Origin of the sequence: Pseudobutyrivibrio sp. ACV-2 (assembly GCF_900107545.1) — a bacterium.
Classification (GTDB): domain Bacteria; phylum Bacillota; class Clostridia; order Lachnospirales; family Lachnospiraceae; genus Pseudobutyrivibrio.
The window spans coordinates 1-18,423 of sequence record NZ_FNQZ01000004.1 but is presented as its reverse complement, the minus strand read 5'-3'; the positions used below and the strand labels follow the sequence as shown (position 1 = coordinate 18,423).

The following is an 18,423-nucleotide window of genomic DNA, read 5'->3' as shown; positions in this document are numbered from 1 at the left end:
TTAACCTTCATTTTACAATATAAAATATAATAATTTATGTTTTTTATCTGAACTTTCCTCTTATTATCTGACTTTATCCAAATATTTTTAATTAATTAGAATATTTTTTCAGCTCTTCTCTAATATTTTTTACGAAATTGCTTTCCGCTTCTGATATAACTGCTTCTGTAGCTTCGCTGTACTCCATTCTATAATATAGATTAATCACAGCCTGTATTTGAGATTTCAGCTCTTCTGGGGCCAGTTTCACATAGTCTGTCAGTATGCCCCTGTCAGTAATTGTAATGTCATTGTTTTTTATTAATATTTCTTTTATTTCTGCCACATCAAGATACAGCCGCCTGTTAGGGCTGGCAATTTTATATCTGATTTTTCTAAAGAGGATATTTCCCAAAATCAAAAGACAAAGTAGGAACAGAATGCTAATGACTACAAGAGCCACAAGCTTAATTACCTGGACTCCATCACCCCTTTCCTTGCTTTTGGTCAAACCTGCCCCAGCTACTATAGGTACACCAGCAGAATATGGGGTTTCGTATTTGCTTTCAGTTGACTCCTTTATGTCCTCTGACTGGCTTCTATGCCAGGTGTATGCAGCCGCAGTAGAATATGCAGCTGTTGGTTCAAATGGAATCCACCCAACATTTTCTATGTAGGCCTCTGGCCATACATGGGCACAGCTACCTATAACCACATAGCTATCCTGCTCATCAAATGGATACACGTATCTATAGCCAATGGCAGCTCTGGCTGGAATTCCAGAAAGGCGAAGCAGCGTTACCATGGCGGATGTAAAATGAACGCAGTACCCCTCTTTTGAATCAAATAAAAATCTATCTGCAATATCTGCCATGCCATCAGCTGTTGCCATGGTAGAGCTCTTATCATAACCACCTAGTGTCTTGGTGCTATACGGGTATTGCCTTAAATAAGCCTCTATGCGTTTTGCCGCATCATAGCTTCCCGTGGCATCTGCTGTTATATCCAACGCCAGTTCCTTAAGCCTCTTCGAAGCCTTTCCATCATCAAGATATTTACTGTTATCCACCTGCTCTGTAAGGATTGTATTATATTCCTGCTCTGTCACAATATCTGAGAATTTAAGACTGTAGATATCATCCACATAGGAAGCCATAGTTTGATAATCCGGAATATTTCTACTATCAAGTGCAGCTGAATCATTTAGCAGACCCATAAAATAAGGACTTCCATAGTCTATATCAATGTAAGCAGACTGGATGCTGTAGCCCTTTTCATGTATGTTTGGGCTCACTCCAGCAGTTACTTGACCCGCTTCATTTGAAAGGAGCACTGAATTTGCAGGAGCGATTTCATCGGCTGTATTCAAATAAACGTACTCAAGCTTTAGCTTTGAGGGCTGGGAAAATACCTTTACAGCTTCAGCATCTAAATTGTTCTGATACAAGAAATTTATAAATTTTACCATCTGGGTTTTATCGACGCCCCTGCCCCCTTCTAAATAAACATTCCTTCGTATTTTCTTTTTCATGTGGTTTTCATAATCCGTATATACGAAGTATGGTTTTTCATTTGTGGTCAAAATCAGCTGAGGCTTTTCTGATTTATCCAGTCGTCCACCTGTTACATCAAGGGAGCTGTAGCCTGTGGTATAGGTGTTGGAATCAAACATATCCTCCAGATAAAAATAAATATGCTTTGTTGTATCTGCCACCTTCACAAAGGCTTTTTCTACAGGCGTCCAATCTATGGGCTTTTCCCTGACTGGAATAAAAATAATCACCATTCCAATCAACAGGAAAAAATGAAATGGGTATGCCCCCTGATTTTTCTCATATAAAACCTGCTGCACTGCGGCTAGGGTAAGCAACACCAGGCATAAAAGTAACAGCTTATCTGCAAAAATATTTTCTCTAAAGCTATCCTGGAAAAACCATAGATATAAAACTATTCCATCTAAAGGAAAACAACCAAGCAGAAGCACCCTTTCTCGAAAAGGTACATAAGAAAAAAATAATCTAAGAATTGCGCCAATTAAGATTCCATAGATAACCATGGAGTCGCTAGATTGATGATGTAAACGTAAAAATAATAATAGTCCAGGAATGACAGAAAGCACCGCTGTCCAATTCGTATTTACGAAAAATCTAATTGCATATTCAAGTAATAAATAAAATCCCAGACATCCAACTGAAACAATCAAAAACTGATTTTTGTTAATATCAGCCCTGGCATTTACAAGTGTAAATATCTCCAGACCTATCGCCAAAAGGGCATAGGAATATAGCCCTATTTTCTTTTCAGTCACAAATTGTGTAGAACTCTTCATCAGATTCAGGATTTTCGTTAATGATAATCCATGTAGAATTTTCATAACCACTACCTCTGTATTCTGCCGCCATAGTCCTTAGCTCATCATAGATTCTATCTGTACTATAAAATATTCCATCAGCCACAATGTCATAAAAGCTCATAAAAGTTTCATAGGAATTTACTGTTGCTTTTACAATTTGTCCAGAAGGATAAATAATCTGCACCGGCACGCCTTGACTTCCAAAATGCCATGCCGCTGAAATAATAAATTCAAGGAAAAAATCTCGTCTTTTTAGATATTCCAAATCCTGTTTGCTGGCAGGGTCCTTTGCCGCCAAAAGCAGCATGGTCACCTTAGATTTTTCCATTTTATCCGGAGTACGCACCATTAACTTTGAAAGCTTTGCAGACACCTTCCAATTAATACTTTTAAAGGCATCTCCCATTTCATAAGCCCGCACATCATTGCCTAAAATGTCCTCATAGCTAATGTCACTTTTTAGGCCTGTACTGTTCACCAGATTTTCTATTTCAAGAGCTGCAAAAGCCTTGTCAGTAACTGGGGGATTTACCACTGCCTTAAAGGTATAAGGAATTTCTATCATCACCTCATACAAATGAAATGGATCAGCAAGAGATATTTTTTCTATGCCCACATTGTAGGCTCCTGCATATCTGCAAATTATCCCAGAGGTAATCTCCTGCTTTTCAAACCCATATAGAGAAATTGGCATGCCATCTTTTATATCAGTAAGCTGACACCTTTCAGTAAACAAAAAAATGCCCATTCTATAAATTGGCAAAAGTCCGGCATTTTCTATGGTGGTGCGATATGTATGGACCTCTCCCCTTGTAACCTTATGAACTTCGATTTCCTGATAAATCCTCAGGCATTGATAATTTAAAATGGAATATAAAATAGAAACAGGAATTAAAAGAAAAATGGCATAAAGCCACACGTAGGCCACAGGCCCACCATAAAAGCTGGCAAACCCAAGGCTCCCCACTAGAATAAGTAGATATAAAATTACTCCCCTCTTTTGAATGGTAACAGTCATAGCATCTCACAGTATAGGATCAACACATCTAACCTGTTCAAGAATCTTTTTCATTATATATTCTTTTGTATTACCGTTGATTTTGGCATCTGTCGTAAGTATAAGTCTATGGGGCAGAGTCAACTCTGCAGACTTTACAATATCCTCTGGAACACAGTAATTTCGTTGCTCCATAAAAGCCAACGCCTGAGCATAACGAAGCATAGCAAGCAGTCCTCTTGGAGACACACCACAGGCTATATCTGCATTGTTTCTTGTGGCCTCTACGATTGCCACTGCATACTCTCTGAGATTTTTCTTTATTGTGACAGCACTCACCTCTAAACGCATAGCCTCAATATCAGTTGCACTTAGAACCGCTGTTGTTACCTCGTGCAGGCTGCCATCTAAAAATCTTGAGGCCATATCTATTGAAGCGGCCTTGTCAGGATAGCCTACAGAAAGCTTTAGCATGAATCTATCTAGCTGAGATTCAGGCAATGGATAAGTGCCTGCCATATCAGCAGGATTTTGAGTGCCGATTACCATAAAAGGCTTTGGCACAGGAATTTCTTTTCCATCAATAGTAACTTTATTTTCCGCCATTACTTCAAGCAAGGCTGACTGAGTCTTTGGGGATGTGCGGTTTAATTCGTCCACCAGCACAATATTATTAACTACAGGTCCAGGCATAACTGTAAAAACCTGCTCTTTAGAATTATAAATAGAAACACCTGTAATATCAGAAGGTGTGGTATCTGGTGTGCATTGAATTCTGGCAAAAGACAAGGATAGTGAGTCAGCCAACGCTTTAGCAAGTGAGGTTTTGCCCACTCCCGGTACATCCTCCAAAAGCACATGACCATCTGCAAGAAGGGCCGCAATCACTCTATCTATCAGCTCCCCTTTTCCCACAATTCGTTTTTCAATACTCTGACGTAAAATCTGAACCTTCTCTAACATAATATCCCCCACAATAAACACCCAACATTATAGATAATTGTAGCATTTATCTATGATTTCCTCAACTTATGCCCCAAATTAAAATATACGTGTATCAATCTGTGGATTAAAATCTGCTATCGTGCCAAGCACCTTAAAAAATGGTATTATTATCTAGTATTTATTCACAGCAATATTGAGGAAATATAGATTATGTACGTATACACAACCTATGGCAAATTTCAAGAAGAGATGAACACCTATTTTCACCGTACCGAATCAAGGCTTCAGTTTATGGAGATGATTCAGCGTATGCTGGCAAAAAATCTCATGGATTCTCATCCGGTTCATATAAGAATTCCAGAAGACGCAATGGCCATTTCGGACGAGGAATTTGATAAAATCGTCGATTCTATCAGCATCTCTGTTAATTTTGAGAATGCCACCAATAGAGAAATTTTTGAAGACAAAATGATACCCCAGTTTCAGGATGTGTTTACCATTCGCCATCCTCGTTTCACAAGGCATCAATCTCATAGACACAACTATTTTGAGATGAACTTTGTGGTAAAGGGTGAGGGTACATTTTATTTTGAAGAAACAGAGCATGTACTACATGAGGGCGAAGTATGTATTATTGCACCAGGCTCCACTCATGATTTCGTCATAAATGATGACTCTAGTATCGTATATACGATTTGCATCAGAAAAAGCACCTTTGAGTCCACCTTTACATCTCTGATGAGCCACGAGGATTTGTTATCGGGATTTTTCCGTCAGATACTTAGGGATGAAGAGCGTGCTAACTATTTAAGACTTTTCACTGGAAACAATATGGAGTGCCGCATCTTTTTAAGGAAGCTGCTGCTTGAGTCATCTCATCCAGACGAATACAGCAACGCCTGCTGCATAGACCTTATCAATCTGTTTTTCACAAACCTGCTTAGGAATTACAGTAAGACAATCGCCTTTTACAACTATGAATTAGGCTCAGATTTCTCACTTGTGCTTCAGTATATCCAGCATAATTATCAGAATCTGACACTGGCGTCCCTGGCTGAATTTTTCCATTACAGTGAGCCACATTTATGTACTTTAATTAAACAAAACACTGGAAAAAACTATACGGATTTAATAAAGAATTTGCGCCTTCGTGACGCTAAGAATCTTTTGATAAATACAAATCAAAAGATAAATGAAATTGCGGAACAGATTGGCTATAACAGCGCCGACCATTTTTCAAGAGTTTTCCGTCAGACATATGGAATGTCACCAGCAGAATTCAGAAAGCTAAATAAAAAAGATAGCCCCTTCATCCCCTTCTCAGTTGAAGACGATGAAGAAGCCTAAGCTTTTATTTATAGGTTCTTGTGGACTGTTTTATTATGCAGTCCGCAAAAAGTTATTAGAATTTACTACCCCATACTCCACAGAATGGATCAACCGGGCTGATTCCCTTAAATTGGGAGCGGCCCATTATTTTTTCTACCACCGCTTCGCACACTTCCTTTGTAGGTGTATAGGCATTGATAAAGGTTTTGACCATTGGCGCATCCACAAGATGATATGGATTTGCAAGAGATATAAACATTGTAGGAATATCATTCACAAACCATGGTGCATCTGCAGCCATAAGATGTACCCAGTCAATTCTTCGTACCGATTGATTGCTGGCTGTATCGATGCAGGCCACGTAAATTGCCAGGTCGAATTTTTCCTTGGCATAGCCTACTCCCGTTTCAAACATCTCATAAAAATCAGGCTTGGCGTAATCATATACGCTCACCTCAAAGCCTTCTTTTTCAAGCAGTGCCTTTATTCTATAGATTTCACTTTCCCCGTCCTTGAAGCCGCCGCCTACTCTGTCCTCAAGAAAATAGAGTCTGATTTTTTTGTACTTGTCTGGAGAAATTGGAAGCAGATGCTGTGTATCCTTTACCAGAGTAACTGCTTCATCGGCGCACTGCTTAGTCCAGTCTCTATGCTCCTTGCAGTCTATATCTGTAAGATAAGCTTCTTCTGGAACCAACGTACCCTTAGCCTTCTTTTCTGGCAATCCCATAGCAGCCTTCATGGCAAGAATTCTGATTGCCGCTTCCTCAAGACGCTCTTCGCTTAATCGTCCATCTGAAAGTGCAGCTCTAATAAACTCATAATCCTCGTCTATATTTTTATTGAAAAGAATCATGTCGCAGCCTGCCATAATACATGCAGGCAAAGCATCACTTCGCTTCATAGCTGTTGTAAATCCAATCATTGGTGTCGCGTCGGTGACTATCACTCCATTAAAGCCAAGTTTATCTCTTAATAATCCCTGAAGAATTTCAGTTGCCAAAGTTGCTGGCATAATATCCTCATCCTTAAGTGATGGATTTAAAAGCTTGCTATAAGCAGGCTGCAGGATGTGCCCTACCATCACAGAAAGCACCCCTGTATCTATTACTTCACGCCAAATTTTTCCATAACTTTCATCATACTCCTCCACAGAAAGACTGTTCACTGATGAAACAAGATGCTGATCTCTAAAATCCACGCCATCTCCTGGAAAATGCTTTGGGGCTGCTGCTACACCAAACTCGTCCAGGCCACGTAGCTGTTCCTTTACAAAGCCGATTACCGTATTTACGTTATCTCCAAAGGTACGGACATTCATAATAGGATTCATAAAATTTTTGTCCAAATCACAGATAGGAGCAAAGGACCAGTTACAGCCTACTGCTGCCGCCTCCTTGCCTGATATATATCCCAGACGGTAGGCATTTTCCTTGTTTCCAGTAGCAGCCACTCCCATTGGGCGTGAAAAATATGTGCCGTCGCTGGCAATGCCTACTCCACCTGACTCCAGGTTTGCCGCAAGCAGCATAGGTATTCTTGAGCTATCCTGAAAAGCTTTGTGACAGCCTTTGATTACCTTTGACTCCATAGGGCGATAAAGTACACCTCCTGGATTATATGTATTTACGAATTGATTGATTTTTTCAGGTTCTGTTTCGCCACAAATCGGGCAAAAAATCTGACCTATTTTTTCTTCCTGACTCATTGATTCAAGGGTATCCGTTACCCATGACACCTGCTTATCATTCAGATTAAATGGAGTTTTTTTCAGCATTGCCAAATCTAACATTTTATTTTAAGCCTCCTGTTCACCAGTAGCATGCATCTTGGCCTTCATAGCCTCGATTTCTGGGAAGTATTTTCTAATTGGGTAGAACACCATAAGTACGATGATAATTCCTGAAACAATTGCAGGTACAAGGAAACGTACTACATTTGTTCCAATAATTGCAGATGGCACCTGGCCTAGAGGACCGTTTTGTGCATCAAATCCACAAAGTGCTAATATTGCAAGCATTCCAGAATTTGTTACAGTGTTACCACACTTCTGAGCAAAGCCCTTTACAGATGAAACAACACCTGAAAGCTGCTTACCTTCTTTAAGCAGGATGAAGTCTATTGTGTCATTTACAAGTACATTTACAACTGCATTTACCATAGCTCCAATTACTGTAGCTACAAGAGAAAGGATGCAGCAATACCAGAAATTGAATCTTCCTGTGAAGAATAAAATCACATAGCAGATAACTGTTCCAATCTGTGAAACCAAAAGTGTCTTCCAGCCTGTCTTAAAGGTTCTTAAGAATATAGGCATGAGTACAACCATTGAAAGTAACGCACCCACTGAAATGAATCCCATATAGGTTGAAATTGTTGAACCGATAGTGCTTCCAATAAAAGCACCGATTTCCTCTTCTGACTGATATGCACCTGTTGCAAGTCCTGCGTTAATCTTGTCAGCTGCAAGAATGTACTGTGCATAATATACTGATGATGTAAACATAAATCCATAAGAGATGGATGCAAGGCACCAGCAAAGCATTACTGGCCAAACTTCCTTGTGACGGAATACATATCCAAGCTGTTTGATACCAGTTGTGTTTGGATCCTTTGGAAGTACATATCTCTCCTCTGAAGTCTTGTACAATCCCCAGAAAGAAATAACTGCAAATATAGCGTAGAAGCACATTAATCTACGATAGCTTCCGAAGATTTCTACAAGCTGTGTTGAGAATGTAGAAGCGATTGTAAACATAAGAGCACATACACCAGCACCCTTTGCGATTACGCCATTTCTTTCCTGATCATTTTTTGTCATTGCAGGAAGAATAGCCATCTGTGGCATTGTGTAGGCTGTAACAATCATTCCGTAGAACATGTAGGTGATACATACGTATACACATTTTGCTGTTGCACTACCCTGAATAAAGCCTGGGTTAGAGAACAATAAAAACATATCTACTAATAAGAAAACTGGTGTGAATGTAAACCAGGTTCTATATCTGCCCCACTTTGGAGTAACAGAATCACAGATAACGCCCATGATTGGATCATTGATGGCATCCCACAGAGTGCAGATGAACATGATAATTGCAAGCTGAGCTGCTGTGATACCGATTGTTTCCTGAACATACAACGAAAAATAAGTAGCAATTGTAGCGGCGATTGCCATTGCGCCACCGTTTACTGAAGTAGCGTGAAACCAGGTAAATGCCTTTGTCACTTCAGGTTTTTGATTTGTGTTTCCCATAAGTTTTTCTCCTTCATTTTTACTATAGCCTCTATGCTCTAGGTTTTGTCAACTGGCCAAATATAAAAGCAATTAATGCAAGTCCCCCGGGCCAAAAGAATTTAATGATATTCTGGCTCACAGAAAAATCAGGCACCGAAATAAACAGTGTCATCAGATTCATCGCCTGCATAAACACAAGCATCACCGTAAATAAATTAATTCTCGACATTTTTTACCTCCATAGCCTCTATAGCTTTCTACCTTATGTAAAGATTATATTATGATTCCTACAGGCTTTTAATGATATATTTTTTATAGAATCCTACATATTTTTAGATGTGATAAATTTATGTCTAAAAAAATGAAGCAGAATTTCTTCTGCTCCATTTCGATAATAAATATTTCTATTAATTATATTGTAAGCTCTGTTTTGATTGCTTCACCAGCAGTAGCTTTAAGCACAAGCTTTTCAGTTGATGAGCGCTTGATGATAGCAAGTGCTCTACCGTTGAAGGTGTACGCCTCACCGCTTCCATAAAGCTCTGTAGCCTTTGGATCTGCTGAGCCGAAGCCTAGCAATTCTCCGTCTCCCTCAAGCTCTAGATTAATTTTCATATCAGAATCCGTAAATACGTTTCCAGAAGCATCCTCAAGAGTGAAATTAACAAATACAATATCAGACTTTTCATTTACGTTTTCGTCAAGCTGTGCACTGAGGCGAACATTTCCTACTGCTGTAGTAAGCTCATATTCTCCGGTATTTTTTCCTGCCACATAGCTTACAGCTTTTAATGTACCTGGCTGATATGTAGTTTCAAATAATACACGACATTTGTCTGCATCAGTAATGGCCTTTTTGCCAATTGATGTTCCATTGCAGAAAAGCTCGACCTCATCTGCATCTGAATAAACCTCCACGATAACCGACTTATTTTCATATCCTGCAAAGTTCCATGTTGATGTGGCATCACTCATCACCCAAGGTGTTTTGATAAGATTTTCACCATAGTGAGCAGGATTTTGCACTGCTATATATGGAGCCTTTCTCAGGCCAAACACTATCTGTCTATAATATGAAAGTGGTCGTCTAAAGCCTGTAATGTCCACATCTCCTGTATAGGCAAGTCGAGCTGGGTATTTTGCACCAAAGCCACCTTCACCCCATTTATAGGCAGGGATTCCAACTCCTGCTTCACCAAGATAATCCCATCCTGTCCAAGTGAAATCGCCTATTACCTGAGGATATTTCATAACCTCTCTCCAGTTTGTTGCAATCTCTGGCGGATAGGTTTCACTTCCCACCATAACACGGTTTGGTTCTTCCTTTGCATCCAACGCATATCTTGCAGTCATATAGTTATAGCCTGCAATATCAGTAGCAGCACATGCCTTTTTTAGTCTGGCTGTTATAGCCTTATGTACCACGATTCTATCCATGTATTTATCCATGATGGTCATGAAATCATTAACATTTACAGAATCATCTGTAGCAGCAACCTCTCCTGCCACGTCAGCCGTGATTTCAGGCACATCATCACCTGCTGCAAACACACCATTAATCGATGCCAATGTATAGCGTGAGCTATCAAGGCTATGGCATAAATCGCTGATTTCAGCTGCAAGCTGAGCTCCCTGATTTGTTCCGATTTCTGGAATCTCATTTCCAATAGAATAAAGGATAACTGAAGGATGGTTTAAATCCTTCATTACCATGGCGGTCACATCCTTTTTCCACCAATCCATGAAATAAAGGTTGTAGTCATAATCAGATTTTGTTCTGGTCCACATATCAAAGGTCTCATCCATGACATACATGCCAAGCTCATCACAAGCTCTAAGTAACGCTGGTGCTGCTGGATGATGCGACATTCTGATAGCGTTAAATCCGGACTCTTTTAAGATTTTTACTCGTCTGTATTCTGCCTCATAATATGTTTTTGAACCAAGGATGCCACTGTCATGATGGATGCAGGCACCTCTGAGCTTTACTTCTTTTCCATTTACTCTAAGGCCATGTGCAACGTCAAGTGTGAGTGTTCTGATACCAAAGGTTGTGCTGTCTTCATCTATAGGCGCATCCTGTCCTTCAATATAAAGCTTCGCATATACGGTATAAAGACTTGGTGTATCCTCACTCCAAAGCTTTGGATTTAAAATATTTACTCTGCTTGTAACCTGACGGCAATCATTAGAATTCGTATATACGAATTTTTTGTCACTAGCTACAAGAGTTTTCTCTTCATCATAAATTTCAAATAGGATCTCTAGTCCTTTAGCCTCAAACTCTTTGTTGCATATTTTGGCCTTTATTTTTAAAGTTGCCTGTGACTCATCACAATTTTCAGTGACCACCTGAAGGCTTTCTTCTTTTATGTAAGTTGGCTCGGATGTGAGCATATACACATCTCTATATATTCCACTTCCTGAATACCAGCGGCTGTTTGCCATCGCTCCATTTCGCACCTGCACACGAATTTCATTTGTTCCTTCTTCCTTTAACAAATGTGAAATAGGGGCATAAAACTGCGAATATCCATATGGTCTATTTACTGCCAGCTGCCCGTTTACATAAACAAATGTATTCATGTAAACGCCATCAAACTGAAGCATTATATTTCTTTTTCTATCTCCTGGCTTTGACTCATAAAATTTCACATAGGTATATGAGCCACCATCAAAAAATCCAGTATTACTTCCATTTAGAGACTCTGGATTTCCTTTTGTCTCAATCATTGCGTCATGTGGCAATGTAATTTTTTTTGCAGCCTCTGGTATATCCCATACCAAAGCAAATGCATCCTTACTGTTCCAAAATAGCCAATCCTTATTATAATTTTCTCTCTTCATAATACCTACCTTCCTTCTCTGTAGGAAAACTATATCATGATTGTTTTGCTTATTCACGTAGCATAAGCCGACATCTTTTTTGGAAAACACGACATAAAATAAGACCGGCTTTTTTCAGCCAGTCTTTGGGCAAATAATCCTAAATATAATTCAGAAATTCTGTTAGAAGGGTATTGCTTTTTAATATTTCGGGGCTATATACAAACAGGATTGTAGTTTCCAGTGGCGTTGACTGGATTGGAAGTATGGTCAAATCATCCTTACATTCCACAGATAAAGACCTTGGAAATACGGCAACCGCTTTGTTATTTTTTGCCCATAGAAGTGAGGTGCGGGTATCATCGCATATACTGAAAAAATCCGGTTCCAAGCCATCTTCTTTGAAAGCCTCCGTCAGCAAATTCTGGTATCTTCTATAGGTCGAAATCGGATAGGTGGACAGCTGCTTTAATGAAATAGATTTTTTATTTTTAAGGGATTTATCCATAAATGCATCTGGTATAGCGCATACCATAGGTTCTGTCTGTATTTCTATTTTCTTGAAATCCTTTGAAGCAAACGGGGTGCGCAGAAATGCAGCATCGATTACGTTTGTATCCAGTAAATGCTGCAGCTCAAAAGTGGAACCGTCATAAATCTGAAAATGCACCTCTGGATTGTCATCTGAAAATTTAGCAAGAGTATCTGAAACCACCGGGATGGTAGATGGGGTAAGTCCTAATGAAAAAGTCTTGTGAAGGCCTGCCTTTGATACCTCAGTTATGGTGCTATTTGTAAGCTCCAAAATTCTGCACACTCTCTGGTAAAAAATAGCCCCAGCTTCAGTTAATGCAACGTGCTTGCTTCCTCTGATAAATAATGAAGTGTTCAGTTCATCTTCCAGTTTTTTCATTGACATGGAAAGTGGTGGCTGCGTCATGTGCAAAATCTTTGCAGCCTGATTGATACTGCCTGTATCGACAATAGTCTTAAAATACTCCATCTGCTTTATGTCCATAATCGCCTCTATATATTCTATATATACATTCTCTATTTTATTTATATTTTACATATAACTAAAACAAGTATAAACTAGACCTGTCGTTTAAGGCAATACTAGACATTTTGGAGTAATTTAATGAAAAAAGTAGATTTTGAAAGCGGACGAACACTTACCAATATTATGGCTACTGCACTTCCAATGCTTGTAGCACAAATATTAAATCTTTTATACAACATTGTAGATAGAATCTACATCGCTAGAATCCCACGAATTGGAACCGTAGCCCTTGGGGCGGTTGGACTTTGCTTTCCTCTTGTAATACTTATTACTGCATTTACGAATATGTACGGTGGTGGCGGAGCCCCACTTTTCTCCATCGCAAGAGGTCAAAAGAATGACGTGGAAGCAAAAAAAATTCAAAACACATCATTTTTTCTACTGGTCTTGACCGGCATATGCCTTATATTAATTGGAGAAATTTTCGGTAGACCAATTCTTTCAGTCTTTGGTGCTTCCGATAATTCTATGATATATGCATTACCGTATTTACGTATTTATCTTTTAGGAACCATATTTTCCATGATAGCCACCGGAATGAATCCATTTATCACAGCACAAGGCTTTTCCACTGTGGGTATGACTACCGTTATTGTAGGAGCTGCTGCAAATATTATTCTTGACCCAATATTCATTTTTGCATTTGGCATGGGAGTGCAGGGTGCAGCTGTAGCCACCATTATTTCTCAAGGCATGTCAGCTCTATACGTACTGCGATTTTTATTTGGTAAAAAATGCGATTGCAGACTAAAATTATTGAGCTTATCAGAATTTAAAAAATGCAAACCAACTGCCGCAAAAATCATCACACTTGGTACTGCTTCCTTCATGACACAGTTTACAAATGCAGTGGTTCAGATTTCCTGCAACAGTGTCCTTTCAAATGTGGGTGGCGATGTGTACGTATCAGTAATGACCATTGTAAACAGTGCCCGTCAGATGATGGAAACACCTATCGTAGCCATCACAGAAGGTTCATCACCTGTAATCAGCTACAATTACGGTGCTAAAAAATTCGATAAGATTAAAAAATCTATAATCATCATGTTTACAATCACCATGGCCTACACCGTATGCGTTTGGGCAATCATCAGAATTGCACCAGCTTTAATCATTGGAATATTTACAAATGATAAGACCATCCTGGTAGATGCAGTTCCAGCGTTTAACCTGTACTTTTCAACCTTTATATTTATGGTATTCCAGTACTCCGGACAGATTGTATTTAAATCCTTAGGCCGAAAGGGCCATGCAATCTTCTTCTCTTTATTTAGAAAGATTGTCATTGTGGCTCCACTGACCTACATCCTTCCATACTTGTTTAACATGGGCACAAATGGCGTGTTTGCCGCCGAGCCTATCAGTAACGTGGTGGGCGGAATGGCTTGCTTTATCACTATGCTAATAACCGTAAAGACCATGTTTAAAAAAGAGCAAGAGGTTATATAACCTCCTGCTCTTTTTGTTCAAAGTCTTCCTTTGCCTCTGGCTTTGACTCAGATTCCGCCTCAGTCACAGTGTCTAATTCCTCATCATTTGTGATATCTATAGTTTCCTCATATTTTTCTGGAGTCTCACCTTCATCATCCTCATAATCACCTGGTTTAATGTCTTTTTCTAGAATTCTTTCATCAACCTTGGATGCATCATCAACAAACAATGGGCCATTTCCTGAGTTTCCAGCACCTTCGTATACAGTTTCATTAACCTTTGCAATGGCTGAATAATCCTTATTTGTAGCTCCTATATCCAGTGTGTAACCGTTACCTTCACTTGAACGCAAATCATCTTGAAGAGATTCAGCTACAACAGCTCTAAATATTTCCATCCTTCTCTCAGTGCTGAAATATCCGTCATCAATACCCTTAAAAGCTTCCAGGCATCTTTTATTCAAAACTTTTTCATCGCTGCCTTCCACATCTTCTTCCACAAGTATGTAATGATAAACTGAAATTCCAGCTACATTTTCAATCTTGTAATAGCCTATAGTCTGATCCTCACCTACCGATGCCCAATAGGTATAAGTTTCGTCATCATATGTCTTGAAAATGTGATAGGTGTTAATATATTCTGCGTCGGCTTCTGAACTTGTTCCCTCGTTGTTCTCTGCAATGGTGCCACCCAAAACAGTTATATAATCTGTTGTCAGACTCTCTGAATCAGCCCCTGCCGAGCGAAGCAGTTCTACCTTTTTATCTATATTTTTTTCAGCAGAAGATTTCAGTACAAACTGCCAATCTGTGACACTTTTACCTCGTTCATCGGTTTTGATTTCTCCAGTAGATTTATCAAATAATGTTCCTGAAAGTGCATATCCGTGGATAACACTATCTGCCAAATCTGACACATTAAAGTATATGCGATTGCTGTCAAGTGCATATGAATATCTGCTTACATCCTCCTCAGCACATATCATATCAACCACTACAGTTCCCTGATTGTCTTTAGTTGGGAAATACTCCTTACGCACAGCTGATACCTGAATAGAGCCTTGGGTCTCTAGAATATCAAGCATTGGACTTCCCGTAGAGTTTGCTGGTGTTGCAAGGCCTGCTGCTTCATAGCTTGGTGCGATATCAAAACTAATAAATTTGCGAGTCACATTGCCGTTTTCATCTTCAAGTGTCATAAAATCTGATGCAGGTTTAACCAGCTTGCTAAAATTATCATTCAGCTCATTTGCCAGCGCTATTCTCTTTTTTGCATATCCATTTACACTATCATTGTAATAACTCAAATAGTTGTGCACGAAATCCACGTATGGATTTAACTCTGAACCATGATAATACTTGTAAAACTCTCCTTGCAGGAATTCAGACTCAGACATTCCAAATGGGATGTACAATGAGCTTCCATATAAATAATCATTATTACCACGGATTTTGGTCCAGCCACTTGGGGCGTATTCCGAAAGATTGGCCATAGTTATAATCTGACCTGGCGCATTGTTTGAAAACTCGTAGCCACCGGCGCCCTTAAAATTATCTATTGAAAGATATACCAAAAATCCGCTGTTTAAAACATTATTAATGCTGGCTGAAATTTCGTTAAGTGCAGATATATCTGCCGCCGTAAGTCCTGCTTGGGATGTAAGTAAGTTACCCACATTTTTATTTAAAAATATCATGAACTCGCCTATATCTACATAGGAATTTCCAGAGATCATGTTTTTTAGATTGTCTTCATAGCAGGTTCCTGCTGCAATATGACAGGAAAGTATGGATTTTCTAAGCTCAGTAAATAGCTGTTCCCTCAACTGGTTTGAATAGTAGTTGCTCGTAAATACGGTTGATAGCTGGTCAGAAAGCGCATTTATTCTTCTATAGGATTCTGCAATAGCATCTGAAGAATAGGCTACTATGCTGCTCATCTGTCCATTATTTTTCCCTCGATGCCAAGGAGTGTTTCCAAAATCTTCTGCTATAGCAATGGCAATATTCTGGTCACTATTATTATTTTTAACAGCAGTGTTTAGTTTATTAATTAGAGATTCATAATCTGTCCAATTCATAGTAATTTCTTCTGAGGCAATCATAAATCTGTAATAGTCTCTCAGATTGTTTGCAAGCTCTGTAGAACCCTCAAGACATGCATCCATAAACAGCAATCCCAGTTTACCATCAGCATTTGCTGTTTCATCCATGTACAAATCGGTAGAATCTAAAGCTGATTCAAGTTCATTTGTAGTAATGCTGGTACCATTTACGACAATCCTGCCATTTTTAATCAGGCTATCTGATGAACAAATACCTGTTTCAAGGCCACCGCCATGATTTGACAGGCTAAGTCCATAATCTGCAGCTGGAAATAGATTTGTTCCAAAATCTATAAATCCAGCCAATAATCCCGGGTCACCCATATCTATAGGAGCACCGGTTGTTGCAAGCTTTATTAACGTATTTTCGTTAATTACTTTATTAAATTTTGCTGATAACGTTGATCTATTTCCTAATTGAAAGGAATCCAATACCTCCTTCCCTTCTGTGCTGACACCAGCTGGATTGATATAATAGATTCCACATCTTAAATCAGAGACATCATTCTGCAAATATTTGTTAGCATAACTTGTGGTTCCACCAACGCACAAAAGTACATTAACATTGCTCATATCGCCTTTGAGAAGGCTCATAATCTGGGCTGTAACTCTTTTATAATTATTATTTCTTTCCTGATCTGTACCGCACATATAAATCATAAATGTGTAGTTTTTTCCCTCTGCCAACTTCCTTGCCTTGGAATAGTTTGAATCATAAAATGTTACCTTAAGAGCTGAATCGGCTGTAGTACCGTTAGATGAAAGCGTGTAACCCTTAATTTTTTCAGCTTTACTATTTATCAGCTCATAATTTCTGCCAGTAGGAATAATCTGATTTATATTTTCAGCCTCTGACGATGTGGTAGAATCAGACGCTTGTGATGACCCCTGTGTTGATTGTGAACCACCTGAGGAACCGCTGCCACTAGAAGAGCCTCCACCTGATGAACCACCATCATACTGAACTGCACTGGCAGTCAGTTTTGGATCAGGAATAGCCAACAAAGTATGAGTAGCATCAAATGTAAGAATTAACCCTTGTGTAGAATCCTTGCCAGTTTTTTCAAAATAGTATGTAAATACATTTTCTGGAGTAAAAATTTTGGAGATTAGTAGCTTGTTAAATATGTCTGAATCAGACACAAGTGCTACTATTGGATCAAATGGCGTTTGTGAACTTCTGCCCTCAAATATACCAAAGTACAAATAATGAGTCAGAGCAAAAGAATTTAAATCCTTAGCTTTAAACTGCTCTGCCGCAGCCATAACATCCGGATTATTTAATAAATATTTTTCAGGATCAAAAAATCTATAGTCTTTTAGCAGCATATAATTTTCATACTGCTTTTTTGTGGTGTCCACATATAGCTTTAGTTTCTCCTGAATAGATAGCGTCTCTACGGATACTGCAGTCTCTATAGTTGTAGTTGCCAAATTTTTGGTCTGAGCTCCATATGCAGTATTCGAAACTGATGATAACATAATCGCTGTTACCATCAGTGATGCAATTATTTTTTTCGCATTAAAAAAACTGTTCATAGCCTGCCTCCCTGTGACTTGATAAGTACACACATTTTAGCATTCAACTATGAACAGTTTGTTAATTATGTCATTAATACCTTATGTTTTTATTTTTGTCCTTTTTGCTATATTTTATACTCTTTTTCTGTAAGCATGTATCATTCAATTCTAAGTTGACGTTATGTTACCCACATTGGGGTCAGGCACCTAAATCTTTAGCCTTTTTCTAATTAAACCTAGGTAATCTATATACCAGCACTAAATTACTTTTAATAACTGAATAAGCTTGTGTCCATCATTCTTAGATTCTCTAGTAGCAAATCGTTTAAATGAATTATCTTTCTCGTAAAAATCCAGTAGTTTTTGTTTTTCTTCCGCTTCAAGAAAGCAAACTGTTCCTCCGGCCATATATTGCAACTTCTTAATTGTCTCTACAGCAGCCTGCAACAATTGTCTACCTTCTATCTTTTCGTTCATATTATCTGAATAATTCTTTCCAAGCTGTGCAATTAGATACGCAGATAATGTATATGTATTGTTCTCCTGATCCAAATCGCTAACTCTACCAATCTTTTTGTTAACATTTTTACTAAACACATCCGCATTCACACGAATAGTTTTTATAGCAAGTGTAAAATACCCA

11 protein-coding genes and 1 pseudogene are annotated in these 18,423 nt (G+C 38.8%); 2 read left to right on the top strand and 10 right to left on the bottom strand.

The window, feature by feature from the left end; translation table 11 throughout:
• Positions 1–91: 91 nt before the first annotated feature.
• Genes BLV53_RS05810 through BLV53_RS05800 form a run of 3 tightly spaced genes read right to left on the bottom strand, consistent with a single transcriptional unit; the run spans position 92 to position 4,292 of the window.
• On the bottom strand, positions 92–2,353 hold the full coding sequence (locus BLV53_RS05810; RefSeq protein WP_090298434.1) for a transglutaminase-like domain-containing protein: 2,262 nt from the start codon (positions 2,351–2,353) through the stop codon (positions 92–94).
• Positions 2,280–3,350, bottom strand: a complete 1,071-nt coding sequence (locus BLV53_RS05805; protein WP_090298431.1) for a DUF58 domain-containing protein — start codon at positions 3,348–3,350, stop codon at positions 2,280–2,282. The genes BLV53_RS05810 and BLV53_RS05805 overlap by 74 nt, the downstream gene beginning before the upstream one ends.
• A 6-nt stretch (positions 3,351–3,356) precedes the next feature.
• On the bottom strand, positions 3,357–4,292 hold the full coding sequence (locus BLV53_RS05800) for an AAA family ATPase (RefSeq protein WP_090298428.1): 936 nt from the start codon (positions 4,290–4,292) through the stop codon (positions 3,357–3,359).
• A 192-nt stretch (positions 4,293–4,484) separates the two neighbouring features.
• Between BLV53_RS05800 and BLV53_RS05795 the strand changes: the two genes are divergently transcribed.
• Entirely contained in the window at positions 4,485–5,621 is a 1,137-nt protein-coding gene (locus tag BLV53_RS05795) for a helix-turn-helix transcriptional regulator (protein WP_090298425.1), read from the top strand.
• Between the two features lie 55 nt (positions 5,622–5,676).
• Here BLV53_RS05795 and BLV53_RS05790 read toward each other — a convergent pair whose 3' ends face one another.
• The 5 genes from BLV53_RS05790 to BLV53_RS05770 all read right to left on the bottom strand — a co-directional run bounded on the left by BLV53_RS05790 (position 5,677) and on the right by BLV53_RS05770 (position 12,682).
• Positions 5,677–7,395: a glycoside hydrolase family 3 protein gene (locus BLV53_RS05790; RefSeq protein WP_090298422.1), complete on the bottom strand. Its 1,719-nt coding sequence runs from the start codon at positions 7,393–7,395 to the stop codon at positions 5,677–5,679.
• A 6-nt stretch (positions 7,396–7,401) separates the two neighbouring features.
• Entirely contained in the window at positions 7,402–8,856 is a 1,455-nt protein-coding gene (locus tag BLV53_RS05785) for an MFS transporter (protein ID WP_090298419.1), read from the bottom strand.
• A gap of 31 nt (positions 8,857–8,887) precedes the next feature.
• Positions 8,888–9,067 (bottom strand): hypothetical protein, encoded by a 180-nt coding sequence (locus tag BLV53_RS05780; RefSeq protein WP_090298416.1) that lies wholly within the window; start codon positions 9,065–9,067, stop codon positions 8,888–8,890.
• Positions 9,068–9,249: 182 nt separating this feature from the next.
• Entirely contained in the window at positions 9,250–11,685 is a 2,436-nt protein-coding gene (locus BLV53_RS05775; RefSeq protein ID WP_090298413.1) for a glycoside hydrolase family 2 TIM barrel-domain containing protein, read from the bottom strand.
• A gap of 139 nt (positions 11,686–11,824) precedes the next feature.
• Positions 11,825–12,682 carry a LysR family transcriptional regulator gene (locus BLV53_RS05770; protein ID WP_090298410.1) on the bottom strand — a complete coding sequence of 286 codons (858 nt, stop codon included), beginning with the start codon at positions 12,680–12,682 and terminating at the stop codon, positions 11,825–11,827.
• 120 nt (positions 12,683–12,802) lie between these two features.
• On the opposite strand from BLV53_RS05770, the gene BLV53_RS05765 reads away from it, so the two are divergent.
• Positions 12,803–14,173, top strand: coding sequence for an MATE family efflux transporter (locus BLV53_RS05765; protein WP_090298407.1), 1,371 nt, complete (start codon positions 12,803–12,805; stop codon positions 14,171–14,173).
• Here the strand turns inward: BLV53_RS05765 and BLV53_RS05760 are convergent.
• Both BLV53_RS05760 and BLV53_RS16990 read right to left on the bottom strand, forming a co-directional pair.
• Entirely contained in the window at positions 14,166–17,798 is a 3,633-nt protein-coding gene (locus tag BLV53_RS05760) for a clostripain-related cysteine peptidase (protein WP_090298405.1), read from the bottom strand. The genes BLV53_RS05765 and BLV53_RS05760 overlap by 8 nt on opposite strands.
• A gap of 240 nt (positions 17,799–18,038) precedes the next feature.
• Positions 18,039–18,423: pseudogene (locus BLV53_RS16990) on the bottom strand (GNAT family acetyltransferase); the annotation flags it as partial.